Source organism: Micromonospora parastrephiae (assembly GCF_016802865.1).
GTDB lineage: Bacteria > Actinomycetota > Actinomycetes > Mycobacteriales > Micromonosporaceae > Micromonospora > Micromonospora parastrephiae.
In genome coordinates, this window is record NZ_JAEVHM010000032.1 from 24,491 (window position 1) to 42,531 (window position 18,041).

Below are 18,041 nucleotides of genomic sequence, written 5' to 3' on the forward strand. Positions count from 1 at the left end.
CAGCCTAGAGGCCCGGCCGGCTCGTCGTGGGCCGGACCCGCCCCGACGCGTCGCTCAGCCCGCCGCCACCAGGTCCGACCGGGTCGAGGGCGTCGGGTCGAACTCCGCCCAGACGCGCTGGCCCATGCCGTCGCGCTCCACGCCCCAGCGGGTGGCCAGGCCGGCCACGATGTGCAGGCCCCGCCCGTCCGCCGCGTCGGGGCTGGCCGTGCGCAGCCGTGGGCCGCCGCCCGCGCCCCCGTCGGTCACCCGCAACTGGATCCGCGGACCCTCCGCCGAGGGTCGCAACCGCCAGGCCACCCGGACCACGCCGCCCGGCAGCGGCCGGGCGTGCCGCACCGCGTTGCCCACCAACTCGGCGAGGACCGCGATCAGATCCGCGAGGAGAGCCGGGGGTACGACCTCGCCCAGCTCGTCGGCGAGACGGTGCCGGGCCAGCCGTGCCCCGGCTGGGTGGTGGGGGACCACCACGCACCACGCCCGTTCCCTCGCTGCCGCTGCCACCGTCGCCTCCACGTCGCGCCACCGCCGGTCAACCGCGCGGTAGCCGCACCTCTGCGACCGTACCGCCGCCGGTCCTCGGACGTAGGGATACCCATCCATTCTGCTGTTCAACGATCCGGCGGACGAGATAGAGCCCGAGACCCGCACCGGGATAGCCGCGCCGGTCGCCGGACTCGCCCTGCCAGAACCGGTCGAAGGCCCGCTCCACGTGCTCGGGGCGGATGCCGATCCCCTGGTCGCTCACCCGGAACGCCACCAGCTGACCGTCGACCCCCGCGGTGATCTCGATCGGTGCTTCCGGGGGCGAGTACTTGCCGGCGTTCGTCGCCAGCTCGGTCAGCACGGTGGCCAGGCTGGGCCGGTGGCCGAGCGCCTTGGGCAGGCCGGACGGCAGGCGGAGCACCAGCCGCCGGCGCAGCTCCGCCGGCAGGTCGACGACCGCGGCGCGCAGCGCCTCCCCGAGGTCGAACGGGGTGGGCGGGTCGTCCCCCGGCCCCGCCTCGGCGGCCGACGAGAGCAGCCGGTCGACAAGCCGGGCCAGCTCGTTGGCGCGCTGCCCGATCACCCGGGCGGCCTGTCGCCGGTCGACCTCGGTCAGCGACTCCCAGTGGTCGGTGAGGGTGTCCGCGTACCCCTTGATCACGGTGACCGGCGTCCGGAGCTCGTGGCTGGTCACCGCGACGAACAGGTCGCGGTCGTGGTCCCGACGCTGCTGGTCGGTGATGTCGCGGAAGGTCACCACCCGCAGGGCGCCGGGGCCGGGCAGCTCGCCGGACGTGATCCGCAGCCAACGCCCGTCCGGCATCCGGTGGTCCCGGACCTGGCCGGAGGGGGGCAGCGGGAACGGCAGCGGACGGCTCAGCGCCTGCTCGGCGGTCCGGCCGATGACCTGTGCGGCGGCCGGGTTCCAGAGGCGGACGTGACCGTCCCGGTCGACCACGGCCAGCCCGTCGGCGAGCGCCGCGACGACCGGTCCGTCGCCGTGCACCGGCAGCCCGGTCTGATCGCCGTACATGTGCCCGACGCAGGACGCAAGGTAGGCGACGACCCCCTGCCGCTCGGCCCCCGGCTCGTCGTCGGTCGGGTAGAGCGCGTGCAGGCTGCCAACGGTGTGCCCGCCGATCTCCACCCGGGACACCACCATCCGGCGCAGGCCGCTGCCGGCCAGCTCACCGGCCAGTTTGCCGCTGAGATGGGCCACCGGGACCTGGCGTACCCGCGGGCCGGAGAGCAGGCAGACGGTGTCCGGGTCGTCGACCGCCAGCGGACGGCCGAGAGCCCACTCCGCGGCGCCGGTCGCGGCGATCACCCGACCGCCGGTCGGGCCGAACTCGACGAAGGCCATTCCGGTGGCGCCGAGCGCCGGTTGGGCCACCCGGAGCAGTTGGGTGAGAACGGGCAGGCCGGCGTCACCAGAGTTGATCATCTCGATGACGACGGTGTGGCCGGCGATGAGAGCGGGGAAATCGATACGCTCCGGCATGTGCCGAGTCTGCCCCGTCGACCCGGATTTGGGCACCCCCGCCGGTCGCTGCCGGTCACCGGTCCAACCGGGCCAGGGCGTGCGCCGGCCGGTCGGTGATGATCCCATCCACACCGGCGGCCAGCACCAACTCCAGGTCGGCCGGCTCGTTGACCGTCCAGACGTACACCTCGTTGCCGGCCGCGCGCAGCGCGGGCAGCAGGTGCGGACGGGCCCGGACCAGACCGATGCCCGGCCCGGCGATGCGGGTGCCGAACGGCAGCCGACCCAGCCGCAGCAGGCGCGGCAGCACCTCCAGCAACAGCACCGTGGGCAGCGTCGGGGCCAGCTCGCGGACCCGTCGGATCGCCAGCGGGGAGAACGACATCACGGTCACCTGGACCGGGTCGTCCGGCGCCGGATCGGCCAACCCGTAGCGGCGCAGCAGATCGACCAGACGCCGCTCCACCGCCGAGCCGTAGCGGGACGGATGCTTCGTCTCCACCAGCAGCCGAACCGGCCGACCGGCGGCCAGCACCGCGTCCAGCAGCCGGGCCAGGGTCAGCAGCCGGGTGTGCGACTCGTCCGGCGGCAGGTCACCGCCCGCCGCGCTGCCCGGGTGCCAGGAACCGAAGTCCAGCGCCTCCAACTCGGCGAGGGTACGTGCGCTGACCAGACCACGACCGTTGCTGGTGCGATCCAGCCGCCGGTCGTGTACGCAGACCAGGTGCCCGTCCCGGGTCAGCCGGACGTCGCACTCCAGGCCGTCCGCGCCCTCGTCCAGGGCGCGCAGGTACGCGGCGAGGGTGTGCTCCGGAAGGTCGTACGAGGCGCCGCGGTGCGCGAAGACCAGAGGCCCGCCCATCCCGGCCGCCTCAGATGACCTGGCCGGGCTGCCCGTTCGCGTCGACCACCGGCCGGCCGACGGCGGCCCACTGGCGCATCCCGCCGTCGGCGTTACGCACCTGCTCCCAGCCGTTGTTGACCAGGTAGGCGACGACCTGGGCGGAACGTCCGCCGGAGCGGCAGATGACAGCCACGTCCCGGTCGGTGGGCACCTCGGCCAGCCGAGCCGGCAGCTCCATCATCGGCAGGTGGTGGGCGGTGGGGGCGTGGCCCGCCGCCCATTCGTCGTCCTCCCGCACGTCCAGCAGGTAGGTGTCGTCGGCGATCTCGGTCACGGGCACGGTGGGAACCTGGGGTCCGAACACAGGAAGCAACACTAGATCCTTGGCGGCCGGATCCGCACCGACCGGGCCGTCGGCACCGTCACAACCGGGACACCCATCGAGGGTTGGCCTGCGCCCAGGCGGGCACGCGTGTACCGCGTACGGCCTCGAAGAGCCCGTTGCCTCCGTTGTCCAGCACCACGTACGACACCTCGTCGATGATCTGCGGGGACGAGGGCACCTGGACCCCGCGCAGTCCGTCGGGCGGCAGCGCGCGCAGCGCGAGGAGCAGATCCTCCAGGGGTACGCCGTTGGTGTCGACGGTCAACGAAGCGCCAACGGCGCGGAGCACCTGGTCGAGTTTGATCGGGTTGTTGCGCAGGTCGGCCTTGCCGGCGCTGTCCAGCATCGCCCGGAGCAGTTGCTGCTGGTGGTGCTGCCGGTCGTAGTCGCCGCCGGGCAGATCGTAGCGCTGCCGTACGTAGTCCAGCGCCTGCGCGCCGTTCATCTGCTGGCAGCCGGTGGGGAAGACCCGGTTGGTGTGGATCGAGCGAACCTCGGTGTCCACGCACATCCGCACCCCGCCGAGCAGGTCGATCACCTTCCGGAAGCCGGAGAAGTCGATCAGCGCGGCGCCGTCGAACCGGATACCGGTGAGCCGGTTCAGCGTGGTGGACAGCAGCCGGGTGCCGGCCTGTCCACCGCCGCCGTGCTCGTACGCGGCATTGATCTTGTCCGGGCCGCCCTTGAAGCCGTTGGCGGGCGGGATGGCGACCAGCAGGTCGCGCGGGATGGAGACGAGGTACGCCTCCCGCTGCCCGGGGGGCACGTGCACGATGAGGATGGTGTCGGAGCGCTGGTCCGGCCCGCTGTCACCCGGGCGGCGGTCGGAGCCGACCAGCAGGTAGTTGAGCGGCCCGTCCAGGTCGGTCCGGCTGGTGCGGGCACCGGGGTCGAGCAGTTGCTCCTTGGTCACCGTGCGGTCGTACCGGTGGCTGAGTGACTTGAGGCCGACCGCGGCGAGCCCGGCCAGCAGGACGAGGGCAAGGCCGATGCCGAGCAGGATCCGCGACCCGCGGGCGCGACGGGACCGGGCGGACGGGGCCGAATCGGCCCGACCCGTCGTTCTGCGTTCGGACCTGGACGTGACCGCCTCCCCGCAGCCGATACGCGAAACCTGCTCACGTCAGACTACGGACGGTGACGGGTTCATCGCGGCGTTTCCGCGACCTCAGGCCGCCACCGTGGCCGTCACTTGCGGGTGGAGATCACCTCGGGGTGGTTGAAGATGAACTCGGCCAGCTTGTCCTGCTTGAGCGCCCCGAACATGGCCATGGTCTCCTCGTTCAACGCCTCGCTGCCCTGGCCGTTGCCGTTGAAGGTGCCGTTGTTGGTCTTGAGCATGGTCAGCTCGTTGGCGGTCACCCCGCGCATGGTGAAGATGAGATCCTCGATCTTGGCGCCGCCGGTGTCCAACACGAACGCCTTGCCGGCCGCCTTGATGAGCTGGTTCAGCTTCGTCGGGCTGGTGAGCGTCCCGCCGTCGGTGGCCTTGCGCGCCATCGCCTTGATCAGCTGCTGCTGGTTCTGCTGGCGGTCGTAGTCACCACCGGGCAGTCCGTAGCGCTGCCGGGCGTAGTCCAGCGCCGCCCAGCCCTCCATCTCCTGGCAGCCCTTCTTGTGCACCACCGGCGTCATCTTCTTGCCGGTCTTCTTGGCGTCCGCGTTCCACATCGGCTTGCCGTCGACGAACGACATGTGCTTCGACTTGACCTCGTGGCTCACGCAGATCTTCACCGTGCCGAGGGTGTCGATGACGTTCTTGAAGCCGCCGAAGTTGATGATCGCCGCGCCGTCGAAGCTGACCCCGGTGAGCCGCTTGATGGTCTGCGCCATCAGCTGGGCGCCGCCCTCCCAGCCGCCGCCGTTGCGGGCGCCGGCCTGGAACGCAGCGTTGATCTTGTCCGTGCCGCCGGCGTAACCGCTCGCCTTGAACGGCGGGATCTGGACCTGGGTGTCACGCGGAATGGAGATCAGGTACGCCTGGTCGTGCGAGGCCGGAATGTGCAGGATGATGATGCTGTCCGAGCGGACGTCGTCGGCGGCCCAGCGCTCCCGTGCGTCCACGCCGAGCAGCAGCATGTCGATCGGGCCGTCCAGGCTCGCCCCGCCCTCGGCGTCGGACTTGCCGGCCTCACCCAGCAGGTTGCGCTGGGCGATGTCGCCGGTCGCCTGCCCGATCAGCACCTTGCCGCCGACGATGGCCACCCCGCTGCTGAGCATGAGCACGGCACCGAAGATCACGGTCAGCCGGGCCCAGAGGGGATCCTTACGTCGGGTCCGCTTCTTCGCCGGCCCACCTGCCCGACCGCCGCCACCTGCCCGACCGCCACCACCTGCCCGACCGCCACCACCGTCACCGGGCGGCCGCCCACCCGGCCCGCCGGTCGAACGGCCCGGCTGCACGGGGATGGACGCGGCGATCCGGCCGCTGGGGGCGGCGGACCCGGTGGATGAAGGGCGACGACTGGCCTGAACCGGCATTCGTGCTCCAGCTCGTGATCAGGAGGGGGCGGCACCACTGTACGTACATCGATTCGACTTGGCGAGTTCATCCCCGGGCCATCCGGACGGCATTTTCCGCGATTCGGTCGATCGTCGCCATTCGATCGCTGAACCGGTGGGCACCCGGTTACCCGCCGTCGCTGCCCTTCGGCGGGTTGGCCTTCACCCAGTCCGCCATGGTGTCGGCCGACATGGCGCGGTACATGGCCAACGCCTTCTCCCGGTCGGATACCACCACCGACTCGCCGTTGATCGTGTCGCTGCCCGAGTTCGGGCTGGTCACGAAGGTGAGGTTCTGGCCGCGCAGGTTGCGGAACTGCAGCGCCATGTCTGTAACCGAGAAACCCTGGTCCACGGTTACGGCCGCGGTCACCGACTGGAGGAAGTCGTTGAGCTTCTTCGGGTTCGCCAGCGTGCCGGTGCTCGCCGCCTTGTCCATCAGAGCCCGGAGGAACTCCTGCTGGTGCCGCATGCGGGCGAAGTCCCCGTCCGGGAACTGCTTGCGCTGCCGGATCCAGTCCAGCGCCTCCGCGCCGTCCATGTGGTTGGTGCCCTTGGTGAACGTCCGGTACGGCTTGTGGATCGAGGTGATGGTCCGCTCCACCTTCAGGTCCACCCCGCCGAGGGCGTCGGTGACCTCCTTGAAGCCACCGAAATCGATCGCCATCACGTGGTCGATCCGAACGTCGGTGAAACACTCAACGGTGCGTACCGCCAGCGGCAGCCCACCGAACGCGAACGCGGCGTTGATCTTCGCGCGTTGACCGGACCCGCAGTCCGCGCCGGCGCTCTCCGGAATAGGCACGTAGAGGTCACGCGGGATGGAGACCAGGTAGGCCTCCTGGTGGTCGGCCGGAATGTGCATCACGATGATCGTGTCGGCCCGCCACTGACTCTTGCTGTCGACCGGTGCGTCCGGGTCCCGCGAATCGCTGCCCACCAGCAGGATGTTCAGCGCGCCCTCGACGGCCTTGGTCGGGCGGCCCCCGGTGATCTCCGCGAACGGGTCGGTGCGGGCCAGGTCACCGTCGAGGTTGCGGGCGTACAGCCACGCGCCGACACCACCGAGCAACGCCAGCACCAGCACCGCCACCCCGGCCACCAGGCTGATCCGACCCCAGCGTGGCCGAGGGCCGCGTCGACCCGACCCGCCGGTGCCACCCGGCCCGCCGGGCCCCTTCGGCCCACCGGGGCCGCCCGGGCGGGGCTGCTCCTCTTCGGGCGACGGGTACCAGCGTGCCTCGGTGGGGCGGGCACGCCCGGAGGCGCTCCGGTCGGGGCCGGGCACCGAGGCGCGCCCGGCGCTGCGGTGCAGGTACGGGTGCGGGACGCCGGCAGACGAGGTCGCTGACATGTAACTCAGGGTACGTAGCGGGAGCCACTACCGCCTTCAGGCGACACCCAGCGATCGACCGTCCGGGGCCGGCCGGTCATCCCAGCCGCGCCCGGAAGTACTCGATCGTGCGTCGCAGGCCGTCTTCGGGCGCCACGGTCGGCTCGTATCCGAGCAGTTCCCGGGCGAGAGTCAGGTCCGGGCGACGCATCTCCGGGTCGTCCGCGCTGCGGGTGATGTAGCTCACCTGCGAGCTGCTGCCGGAGAGCGACACGATCAACTCGGCGAGTTGCCGCATGGACAGCTCGTGTTCCGTGCCGCAGTTGACCGGGCCGGTCTCGGTCGAGTCGAGCAGCAGCAGGATGCCGCGCACCAGATCCTCGACGAAGCAGATGGACCGGGTCTGGTTGCCGGTGCCGTGCACGGTGATCGGCTCGCCGCGCAGCGCCTGGGAGATGAAGGTGGGGATCGCCCGGCCGTCGTCCGGGCGCATCCGCGGGCCGTACGTGTTGAAGATCCGGACGATGGCCGCGTCGAGCCCGCGGTAGCGGTGGTACGCCATGGTGGCCGCCTCGGAGAAGCGCTTCGCCTCGTCGTAGACGCTGCGCACCCCGATCGGGTTGACGTTGCCCCAGTAGGTCTCGCGCTGCGGGTGCTCCTTCGGGTCCCCGTACGCCTCGGAGGTGGAGGCCATCAGGAACCGGGCGCCGTCGGCGACCGCGCGCTCCAGCAGGTGCAGGGTGCCCACCGAGCCGACCCGCAGGATCTCCACCGGCAGGTGGGCGAAGTCGGTGGGGCTGGCCGGCGAGGCCATGTGCAGGATCGCGTCGAACCGCTCCGCCAGCGCCGGGTGGTGGGTCGGCAGGCCGTCGGAGATGTCCGCCTCGACCAGGGTGAAGGTTGGCCGGTCCAGCAGGTGGGCGACGTTCTCCTTGGAGCCGGTGACGAAGTTGTCCAGTGCCACCACCGTGCAACCGCGGGCGATCAGGGCGTCCACCAGGTGCGACGGGACGAAGCCGGCGCCGCCGGTGACGAGGACGCGGTGACCGGGACCGAAGCGCTCAGCAACCTTCATGCCGGTCAGCCTACCGACCCCCGGATACGGGAACGGGCCCCCGCTGACGCGTGGCGTCGGCGAGGGCCCGTGCTGAACGTCAGTGAGCGCCCGAACCGGTGAGGGCGCGCACCTCCAGCTCCGCGTACTTCTCCTCGTCGTGCTCCTTGGAGACGATCGTGCCGAGCCATCCGCACAGGAAACCGAACGGGATGGAGAGGATGCCCGGGTTCGACAGCGGGAACCACTGCCAGTCGTGGTCCGGGAACATCGACGTCGCCGCCCCGGAGACCACCGGCGAGAAGAACACCAGCAGCACGGCCGAGAGCAGACCGCCGTAGATCGCCCACACCGCGCCGGAGGTGTTGAACCGCCGCCAGAACAGGCTGTAGAGGATTGCCGGCAGGTTGCCCGAGGCGGCGACCGCGAAGGCCAACGCCACGAGGAACGCCACGTTCAGGTTCTGTGCGTAGATCGACAACAGGATGGAGATCGCGCCGATCACCAGGGCGGAGATCCGAGCGACCCGTACCTCCTGGCGCTCCGACGTCTCGCCCTTCTTCAGGACGTTCGCGTAGAAGTCGTGCGCCAGGCTGGACGAGGAGGCCAGGGTCAACCCGGCGACCACGGCCAGGATGGTGGCGAAGGCGACCGCCGCGATGATCGCCAGCAGGGCCGCGCCACCCAGTTCGCCGCCGAAGAACTCCAGACCGAGCGCCTCGGCCAACTGTGGTGCGGCCGTGTTGCCGGCCTTGTCCTGTGCGGTGATCGCCTCGCCACCCACCAGCGCCGCCGCGCCGAAGCCGAGGGCCAGGGTGAGCAGGTAGAAGGTGCCGATGATGCCGATCGCCCAGAGCACGCTCTTGCGGGCCGCCTTGGCGGTCGGCACGGTGTAGAAGCGGATCAGAATGTGCGGCAGGCCCGCCGTGCCGAGCACCAGGGCGATGCCGAGCGAGAGCAGGTCCATCTTGTTGTAGAACGTCTGCGTCGCGTTCCCGGCGACCTCCACGCCGTAGCGCAGGCCCGGTTCCAGGAGGCGGTCGCCCTTGCCGGAGGACGCGGCGGCGGCGCCGAGCAGCTCCGACAGGTTGAAGTTGTACTTGGCCAGCACCAGCACGGTCATCAGCAGCGCGCCGCTCATCAGCAGGAACGCCTTGACGATCTGGACGTAGGTGGTGCCCTTCATGCCACCCACGGTGACGTAGATGATCATTAGGGCGCCGACCATGATGATGGTGGCCACCTTGGCGGTGGCCGCGTCCATGCCGAGGAAGGTCGTTCCCGGCTTGATGCCGAGCAGCAGCGCGACAAGCGCGCCGGCACCCACCATCTGGGCCAGCAGGTAGAAGATCGACACCGTGATGGTGGAGACCGCCGCCGCCGTACGCACCGGACGCTGGCGCATCCGGAAGGCCAGCACGTCGGCCATCGTGTACCGGCCCGAGTTGCGCAGCAGCTCCGCCACCAGCAGCAGGGCCACCAGCCAGGCGACCAGGAAGCCGATCGAGTAGAGGAAGCCGTCGTAGCCGTAGAGCGCGATGATGCCGGCGATGCCGAGGAACGAGGCGGCCGACATGTAGTCGCCGCCGATCGCCATGCCGTTCTGGAAGCCGGAGAACGACCGGCCGCCCGCGTAGAAGTCGGTTGCCGTCTTCGTCTGCCGGCTGGCCCAGATGGTGATGGCCAGGGTCACTGCCACGAACACCAGGAACAGCGTGATGGTCAGGTTGCGGGCGGTGTGGTTGCCCGCCTCGGCAGCGAGGAGCATGTCAGCCGCGTGGACCGTTCTCATGGGTCACCTCCCCGATCTCGGCACGGATCCGGTCGGCAACCGGATCGATCTTCCGGTCCGCGTACCGCGAGTAGAGCCAGGCGATCAGGAACGTGGAGACGAACTGGAGCAGGCCGAAGACCAGCGCGACGTTGATGTTGCTGCCGAACAGCTTCGTGCCCATGAAGTCCCGGGCGTACGCGGAGAGAATGACGTAGAGCGCGTACCACAGGAAGAACGCGACGGTCATCGGGAAGACGAAGCCGCGCAGCGCACGCCGCAGCCCGGCGAACTCGTCCGACCGTTGTACGGCCAGGTACTTGTCCGACTGGGAAGCGGCCGGAGCGGGTGTGTCCGTGGACATCTGTGGATCACCACCTTCACAGGCGTCAGAGGAGTTTCGCGCACCGTAAAGAGCGCACTCCGCGCCGGGGAAGGCTGAGATCGACACCGGTCGGCGAGTGCGCCGAACGGTTGGCTCGCTGCGCCAGGTGACCCAGATCACCCCGGTGACCGGTCGACCTGGTCGGGCCCCCTCAGCCCGGCAGCTCGTGGTAGCGACCCCGGTAGTGCAGCAGCGGAGACGCGTCGTCGGCCAGGTCGACCGCCTCGATGGTGGCCTCCACCAGCAGGGCCCAGCCGTACTCCCGGGCGGTGTCCAACCGGCAGCCCACCCACCCCCCGGCGTCCGCCGGCACCGGCCCGTACGGGGTGTCGGTCCACGTGCCGGTGGCGAAGAGCCCGCCCGGGGCGGGAAAGAGGCCGGCGAACCGGTCGGCGAGCTGCCGGTGTGGCGGGCCGAGCGGCGCGACCGCGAACCGACCCGCGTCCTCGACGGCCGCCCACAGGTCCGACTCCGGGTCGATCAGCCCGAGCAGCCGGTCCGGTTCCCCCTCGGCGACCAGGGTGGACGAGACGGTCAGCCCCGCCGGACCCGGCGCCGTCCAGAGCGTGACCGGCGCGGCGAGACGACCGCGTAGCCGGCGGACCGGTGACCGCTGCCCGGTCGGCACCGCGAACGGGTCGGTGTGGTGGATCTCGGCACCCGGCTCATGATTCACGTGAAACATTGTGACCCGACCGCTTCGCCTCCAGGATCCGACCGGCGAACGTCCGGACCAGGGCGGCCACCTCGTCCGCCCGCGTGTCGAGCACGAAGTGCCCGCCGTCGAGCAGGTGCACCTCCGCCTCCGGGACGTCGGTCCGGTACGCCGCCGGCTCGGAGATCTCGAACGACGTGTCGTGCCGGCCCCAGACGACCAGCAGCGGCGGCCGGGTCCGGCGGAGCCACTCCTGCCAGACCGGGTACGAGGCCACGTTGGTCCGGTAGTCGTACATCAGGTCAAGCTGGACCTCGATCTGCCCGGGACGGCTGAGGAAAGCGTGCTCGTCGACCCACAGGTCGGGGTCGTACCGCTCGGTCGCGGGGTCGTTGCCGACGTGCCGGGTGCGGGTGGCCGCCAACGAGAGGATGTTCTCCCGGATCGCCGTCTCGTGCCCGGCACGGTCCTCCCAGAAGGCCCGGCGGGTCGCCCAGAGAGGGCCCAGCCCGGTGTCGTGCGCGACCGCGTTCTGCACCACGATGCCGCGCAGCCGGCCCGGATCGGCGAGGGCCATCCGGAACCCCACCGGGCCGCCGTAGTCCTGCACGTAGAGCAGATAGTCGTCGGCGCCGACGGCGGCGGCGAAGCTCGACATCGTCGCGGCGATCCGGTCGAAGGTGTACGGGAACGCCTGTGGGTCCGGTGTGTCGCTGTGCCCGAACCCCGGGTAGTCCGGCGCGATCAGCCGGAACCGGTCGGCGAGCCGGTCCAGCAGCGGTTCGAACATCCGCGACGAGGACGGAAAGCCGTGCAGGAGCAGCAGCACCGGGGCATCCGCTGCACCCGCCTCCCGGTAAAAGATCGAAAGCCCGTCGACCACCGTGCTGCGGTAGCGGGTGTGCACGCTCATGCCGACCGCCCTCTGTCCGATTGATCGCACCATAACGGCCGGAGGGCGCGGCCGATCGACGTTCGGCCGGACGTCCTCCGCCGACGCGACTCAGCGGCGCGGAGTGACGGTGGCCAGCAGTTCCGGCTGACGTCGATCCAGCACGTCGCCGGCCAGGTACGCGCCCAGCAGCGCCGCGCCCAGCCCGTACGCGACGCCGACCGGCAGGGCCAACCAGAGCCAGGCGTCGCCGAGCAGCGCCGCGGCCACCACCATCGGCACCGCCACGACCGCAGAAGTGATCATGGACAGCAGGGTGAGCAGGCCCTTCGCGATCCCAGCGCCGCTGTTCATGGCGAACGGGTTGCTCGTCTCCGGCAGCGAGTACGCCCCGAGCACCGAGACGAAGCTGTTCACCGCCAGTCCCGCGCCGTAGGTGGCGGCCAGGCTGCCCGCCGTCAACCCGATCCACCCCGGTCGGCCGAGCACCACCGACAGCACCACCGCGACGATCGCCAGCATCGGCAGCACGTACAGGGAGAAGGCCGTCATCCGCGCGCGCAGCTCCACCCGGCCGGGCACGCCGGCCACCACGTTCGCGGCGTACGCGCTGCCGTCGAAACCGAACTGGTTGGCCAGGGTGACCGAGGCGAGCACGCCGACGAAGAGCATCGAGAGGGTGACCAGCACCGGCGAGCTGTCGCCGGCACCCGTAGTGAGGCCCCGCTCGTCCTCGACCGCGAAACCCGCGCCACCAAGATTGATCATCACGGGGACGAAGATGCCGACCACCGCGATCGTGATCAGGTTCGCCCGGCGGCGGGCATCCCGCCACCAGTAGCGTGCCTCCCGGGCGACCAGCGCGCCGAACCGGTCCCGACGGGCCCAGCCGGCGAGCCGGGGAAACAGTTGACCGACCGCGCCACCGGTGACGCCGCGTCGCGCCGGCGCCCTGCCGGCGCTCACCGCGCCGACCATCGCCGACTCCAGCGACCGCGACCACCAGACCAGCAGGGCGCCGATCGCCGCCGCCGTGATCAGCAGCTTGACCGGGGCGGTCCAGACCCGCCCCTGCGCCACGTCGATGCCGGCGGTCCACGGTGCCCCGAACGGCGTCCAGCCGATGACGGTCGCCACCCCGGTCAGCCGGGTCCAGTCCGCCTCGCGCAGCGCCGCGAGACCGAACACCTGCAACGGCCCGAGCAGCGCCGCGGTCACCGCCAACAGCACGGCCGCCAGGTCACGCACCCGACGCGAGCGCAGCATGGTGGCGAAGGCGCTGGTCACCGCCCGGCTCGCGGCAACGCAGAGCAGCAACCCACCCGCCACCCCGACGACGGCCACCAGGCCCGCGGACCAGCCGCCCAACCCCCAGGCGGTGAGCACCAGCCCGAACGACGCGACAAGCACCGCCAGCACCGGCACGCTGACCAGGGCCGCGGCGAACAGACCGGTGACCAGCGTGCGGCGCGACAGCGGCAACAGCGCGAACCGGGCCGGATCCAATGTCTCGTCGACCCCGAAGAAGACCAGCGGCAGCAGCAGCCAACCGAGCACCAGCAGCCCACCGCCGGCCGCGGCGACCAGCACCGCGTACCGACCGTCGCCCGTCAGGCCGGGCGCGGCGAAGAGGAAGAAGCCGCTGGCGGCGAACCAGAGCCCCACCAACGCGCCGCCGATGAACAGGGCGATCCGCCAGCCCTGACCCCGGAAGTTGTTGCCCATCACCCGCAGCTTGAGCCGCACGAAGTGCCGGGCGGAGACGGGCCGCTGCGGCGCGGCGGGCGCGGCGGCGCTCACCGGGAGAGCCACGACAGCTCCTCACCCGTCGCGGTGCGCCCGCCGACCACCTCGACGAAGACCTGCTCCAGCGAGCGCTCCCCGCGAACCTCGGAAAGGGTGCCGACCCGCTTGATGGTGCCGCCCGCGAGGATCGCCACATGCGAGCAGAGTCGCTCCACGACCTCCATCACGTGACTGGAGAAGACCACCGTGCCGCCGCCGGCCGCGTACCGGGTGAGGATGTCCCGGATCAGCGCGGCGGAGACCGGGTCGACCGCCTCGAACGGCTCGTCCAACACCAGCAGCCGGGGACCGTGCAGCAGCGCGCAGGCCAGGCCGATCTTCTTCTTCATACCCGCCGAGTAGTCCACCACCAGCGTGCGGCCGGCGTCGCCGAGCGCCAGCACGTCCAGCAACTCCGCGGCCCGCTGGTCGACCACCGCCGGGTCCATCCCCCGCAACAACCCGTGGTACGCCAGCAGCTCCGCCCCGGTCAGCCGGTCGAACAGGCGTACCCCGTCGGGCATCACGCCGAGCAGCCGTTTGGCGGTCAGCGGGTCCTGCCACACGTCGTGTCCGAGCACCCAGGCCGAGCCGGCGTCCGGCCGCAGCAACCCGACCGCCATCGACAGGGTGGTCGTCTTGCCGGCGCCGTTCGGGCCGAGCAGGCCGTAGAAGGAACCGGCGGGGACGTCCAGGTCGACGCCAGCCACCGCGATCGTGCCGTCGAACCGCTTGGCCAGGCCACGCAGTGCGAGCGCGGGGTGCTCAACAGTCATGAGCCGACGTTATCCGTCGATCGCCAATCGTGCGCTCCGGCGGCGGGTGGACCCGTCGTCATCCTGGAGGGGGACGGGTCTTCTCACAGGCGGACGGTTTCGGGTGTGTGCAGGCGCAGCATGGTGGCGGCGACGTCGGCCGGCGCCCGCCGACGGGTCGCCATCGACACCGCCACCATCACGGTGAAGGCGAGTGGCACCGTCCAGGCGGCCGGTTGCGCGGTCAGCGTCGCCGGCCAGCCGGACAGCGGCGGGCCGACCACGGTGACCAGCACCGCCCCGATCGCCGCACCACCGCCGACCATCACGCCGGCGGTCGCACCCACGTCGGTCAAGCCACGCCACCAGATGCCGAGCACCAGCAGCGGGCAGAAGCTCGACGCGGCGACCGCGAAGGCCAGACCGACCACCTGCGACACGTCCAGCCCGGAGACGTGCAGCGCCAGCACCGTCGGCACCCCGCCGGCGATCACCGTCGCCAGCCGGAAACCGCGTACCGAGCCCCGGCCCAGCACGTCCGTCGAGATCACCCCGGCGACGCTGGTCAGCAGCCCGGACGAGGTGGAGAGGAAGGCCGCGAACGCGCCCGCCGCGACCAGCGCGGCGAGCAGCCGGCCGACCAGCCCTTCGCCGAGGGCCGCGCCGGGCAGCAACACCACCACCGCGTCGGTCTGCCCACTGAGCAGCAGTTGCGGCGTGTAGATCCGGCCGAGCACCCCGTACAGGGTGGGCAGCAGATAGAAGACGCCGACCAGCGCCAGCACGACCAGGGTCGTCCGGCGGGCCGCCGCGCCGTCCGGGTTGGTGTAGAAGCGCACCAGCACGTGCGGCAGCCCCATGGTGCCCAGGAAGGTGGCCAGGATCAGCGAGTACGTGGCGAACAGGCCCCGGTCGTCGTCACCGGCGGCGCTGGGCAGCAGCCAGTCGCCGGCGTCGGTGGCCACCCCGGACACGTCCGGCACCGGGTCACCGGCGGCGAAGGTCAACTCGTCGCCGGGGCGTACCTCCCGGACGTCGCCGTCGGGCAGCGTGAGGGTCGCGCGGTGCTCGACCACGACGGTGGTCGCCACCCGGAACGTCGGGCCGTCGGGCGGGGTCACCGCCGGGCGACCGTCGGCCTGCCACTGCAACGCCAGGAAGATCACCGGTACGGCGAGAGCCGTCAGCTTCAGCCAGTACTGGAACGCCTGGACGAAGGTGATCGCCCGCATCCCGCCCAGCGCCACGTTCGCGGTGACCACGGCGGCCACCAGCAGGGCGCCGACCGGGTACGGGGAGCCGGCCACCGTGGCCAGGGTGAGCCCGGCGCCCTGCAACTGCGGCACCAGGTAGAGCCACCCGATGAAGATCACGAAGGCGGTGGCGAGGATGCGCAGCCGGCGGGACCCCAGCCGCAGCTCGCAGAAGTCGGGCAGGGTGAACGCGCCGGAGCGCCGCAGCGGCGCCGCCACGAACAGCAGCAGGGCCAGGTAACCGGCGGCGAACCCGACCGGATACCAAAGCACGTCCACGCCGTACTTGAGGACCAGGCCGGCGATGCCGAGGAAGCTCGCCGCCGACAGGTACTCCCCGCCGATGGCGGCGGCGTTCCACGTCGGACTGATCGCCCGCGACGCCACCAGGAAATCGGAGGTGGTGCGGGCCAGGCGCAGCCCGTAGAAGCCGATCCCGACGGTGACCAGGGTGACCGCGACGATGGCCGGGACCACGAACTCGTTGGCCACCTCAGCGCTCCGGCCGCTGCACCAGGTCGGTGAAGTCCTGCTCGTTGCGCTCGGCCAGCCGCACGTACGCCCAGCCCACCCCGATCAAAAACGGGAAGGACGCCACACCGAGCAGCAGCCAGGGCAGGTTGACGCCGGCGACGGTGGTCCGGCCGAGCGACGGCGCGATGGCGAACAGCCAGGGCAGCCCGCCCAGCCCGATGGCCACCACCAGGGACAGCCGCAGCGCCAATGCGAGCTGGGCCCGGACCAGACCGCGGACCAGCGCCTCGCCGACCTGGGTCTGCTGCGCCAACTCGGCGCGGGTCCGCTCGGCGCGGCTGTCCTGCCGGGTGATGTCGGCCAACACGATCCGGGCCCGCCGGGGTGGCGGGACCGCACCGCCCGACCCCACGTCAGGGAGTTGCTTGGCCACCCCGGCAGTCTTGCCCGCCCTGCGTGATTGTCAAGCGTTCGCGCTCACCAGCGCTGCAGACCGAGACAGTACGTCAGGGTGCCGGCCACCGGGACCGAGTGGAGTTCCGGTCGGGCCCGCTCCCGGCCGAGGTTCGTCGCCCAGAGACCATCCCGGGGCAGCTCGGCGGCGATCTGCCTCAGCGCGCAGACGCGCATCGGCTCGGGCAGCCGGGCCAGCGCCGGTACCGCGTCGGCCGACAGCCCGGACACGTAGTCGACGTCCAACCGGCCGGTCTCCAGGTACCGGTCGACGTTCCGGTCCGCGATCAGCCGGTCGGGGTTGACAAGCGCCAACCCGAGCAGGGCCAGCACCGCAGTGCCGATCACCAACCGGGGCAGCCAGTCGGCCCGCAGCCGCACCACGGCGACCCCGACCAGGACGAAGAGCAGCCCCAGCCACAGCTCGGTGGTCGCCACGACGAGCCGCAGCCGGGTGGCGCCGTACGCGTCGGCGTAGACCTGCATCCGGTAGAGCGCCGACGCGACGATCACCAGACTGAGCCCGGTGAGCGTGCCGAGCAGTACGCGGACCAGCAGCCGGTCCCCCCGGCTGGCCTTCGGCGCCCGACGTGCGGCGATGGCGATCACCAGCAGGGTCAGCGCGGTGACGGCGAGCAGTTGCCAGAACCCGCTGCGGGCGTACTCGGCGTAGGTGAGCCCGGCCGTGCGCAGCACGTGCCCCGCCCCGCCGAACAACACCGTCAACTGGACGAGCACGAACGCGGCGAACAGGGCGTCGAGCAGCACCAGCGGGAGGGTCCACTCCAGTCGGTGCGCCGGTCGGGCCGGCCGCGGGCTCAGGCCGTCCAGGTCAGGCGGGCGGCTGACCAGGTACGCGGCACCGAGCAGAGCACCGCCGATCAGCACCAGGCGCACCGACCAACCGATCACACCGGGCACCGAGATGTCGGGCAGCAGGCCGGTGACCAGGTCGGCGAAGACCGCGTCGGCCGAGGAGAAGAGCAGCCCGAACAGCATCAGCAGGCCAGCGGAGATCACCAGGCTGGTGATGACGCGCCCCACCTCGATCCCCGACCCGGCCGCACGGCCGCTGCGCAGCCCGCGTGCCGCCCACGGGAGCGCCCGTACCGTCGCGGCCGGCGGCAGCGTCGCGGCGACCAGCATCCCGAGCGGACTCCGGCCGCCGGTCACCGCGAGTGTCCCGGTCACCGCGGCGGCGAGCAGGCAGAGGGCGAAGAGCCAGCCGGCAGCCCGAACCGTGCCGACGGCGACCAACGCGACCGTCGCGGCGGCCCAGACGGCCTGCGCCGCCCGCCCCGGTGCCCCCGTGGCACCGGGACGGGGCGGTGGCCGCCGTGGCCGGCGCAGGCGGCGTGGCGGTCGGCGTCGGCGCGACCGTCGAAGGCACCGACGGCGTCGGAGTTCCCGTCGTCGTCGAAGGTCCCGGTCGTCGTCGAAGGTTCCGTCGTCGTCGGAGTTTCCGTCGTCGTCGAAGGTCCCGGCGGCGGAGCCGTGGCGGCGGTGCCGGTCGGAGTCGCGGCGGCCGGCG

At 71.6% G+C, this 18,041-nt stretch carries 16 protein-coding genes and 1 pseudogene; all 17 read right to left on the bottom strand.

Going from position 1 to position 18,041, the window contains the following annotated elements:
• Positions 1-54: 54 nt before the first annotated feature.
• Complete coding sequence (locus JNW91_RS09830; RefSeq protein WP_309244303.1) at positions 55-471, bottom strand: ATP-binding protein; 417 nt, start codon at positions 469-471, stop codon at positions 55-57.
• Between the two features lie 61 nt (positions 472-532).
• Complete coding sequence (locus JNW91_RS09835) at positions 533-1,987, bottom strand: sensor histidine kinase (protein ID WP_203174573.1); 1,455 nt, start codon at positions 1,985-1,987, stop codon at positions 533-535.
• A 55-nt stretch (positions 1,988-2,042) separates the two neighbouring features.
• Entirely contained in the window at positions 2,043-2,831 is a 789-nt protein-coding gene (locus JNW91_RS09840; RefSeq protein WP_203174574.1) for a glycerophosphodiester phosphodiesterase, read from the bottom strand.
• A 10-nt stretch (positions 2,832-2,841) separates the two neighbouring features.
• Entirely contained in the window at positions 2,842-3,177 is a 336-nt protein-coding gene (locus tag JNW91_RS09845; RefSeq protein WP_203174575.1) for a rhodanese-like domain-containing protein, read from the bottom strand.
• A gap of 58 nt (positions 3,178-3,235) precedes the next feature.
• Positions 3,236-4,111, bottom strand: a complete 876-nt coding sequence (locus JNW91_RS09850) for an LCP family protein (protein WP_456085407.1) — start codon at positions 4,109-4,111, stop codon at positions 3,236-3,238.
• A 275-nt stretch (positions 4,112-4,386) separates the two neighbouring features.
• Positions 4,387-5,679: an LCP family protein gene (locus JNW91_RS09855; RefSeq protein WP_203174576.1), complete on the bottom strand. Its 1,293-nt coding sequence runs from the start codon at positions 5,677-5,679 to the stop codon at positions 4,387-4,389.
• Positions 5,680-5,827: 148 nt separating this feature from the next.
• Entirely contained in the window at positions 5,828-7,054 is a 1,227-nt protein-coding gene (locus JNW91_RS09860) for an LCP family protein (protein WP_203174577.1), read from the bottom strand.
• A 76-nt stretch (positions 7,055-7,130) separates the two neighbouring features.
• Entirely contained in the window at positions 7,131-8,108 is a 978-nt protein-coding gene (locus tag JNW91_RS09865) for an NAD-dependent epimerase/dehydratase family protein (protein ID WP_203174578.1), read from the bottom strand.
• Positions 8,109-8,187: 79 nt separating this feature from the next.
• The gene (locus JNW91_RS09870) at positions 8,188-9,855 is read right to left on the bottom strand and encodes a solute symporter family protein (RefSeq protein ID WP_203174588.1); all 1,668 of its coding nucleotides are present in this window, start codon (positions 9,853-9,855) and stop codon (positions 8,188-8,190) included.
• A gap of 1 nt (position 9,856) precedes the next feature.
• Positions 9,857-10,222 carry a DUF485 domain-containing protein gene (locus JNW91_RS09875; protein ID WP_203174579.1) on the bottom strand — a complete coding sequence of 122 codons (366 nt, stop codon included), beginning with the start codon at positions 10,220-10,222 and terminating at the stop codon, positions 9,857-9,859.
• 172 nt (positions 10,223-10,394) lie between these two features.
• A pseudogene (locus JNW91_RS09880) lies at positions 10,395-10,937 on the bottom strand (flavin reductase family protein); the annotation flags it as partial.
• Positions 10,909-11,811, bottom strand: coding sequence for an alpha/beta fold hydrolase (locus JNW91_RS09885; RefSeq protein WP_203174580.1), 903 nt, complete (start codon positions 11,809-11,811; stop codon positions 10,909-10,911). The gene JNW91_RS09885 and the pseudogene JNW91_RS09880, both read right to left, overlap by 29 nt.
• A gap of 90 nt (positions 11,812-11,901) precedes the next feature.
• Entirely contained in the window at positions 11,902-13,602 is a 1,701-nt protein-coding gene (locus tag JNW91_RS09890; RefSeq protein WP_203174581.1) for an ABC transporter permease, read from the bottom strand.
• Entirely contained in the window at positions 13,587-14,351 is a 765-nt protein-coding gene (locus JNW91_RS09895; RefSeq protein WP_203174582.1) for an ABC transporter ATP-binding protein, read from the bottom strand. The genes JNW91_RS09890 and JNW91_RS09895 overlap by 16 nt, the downstream gene beginning before the upstream one ends.
• Before the next feature lie 83 nt (positions 14,352-14,434).
• A complete protein-coding gene (locus JNW91_RS09900) occupies positions 14,435-16,075 on the bottom strand; it encodes a sodium/solute symporter (RefSeq protein ID WP_203174583.1) in 1,641 nt (546 codons plus the stop codon).
• 1 nt (position 16,076) lies between these two features.
• Complete coding sequence (locus tag JNW91_RS09905) at positions 16,077-16,490, bottom strand: DUF485 domain-containing protein (RefSeq protein ID WP_225854217.1); 414 nt, start codon at positions 16,488-16,490, stop codon at positions 16,077-16,079.
• Between the two features lie 44 nt (positions 16,491-16,534).
• Positions 16,535-18,041 (bottom strand): DUF4153 domain-containing protein (locus tag JNW91_RS09910; RefSeq protein WP_203174584.1); only part of this gene is annotated, 1,507 nt, incomplete at its 5' end.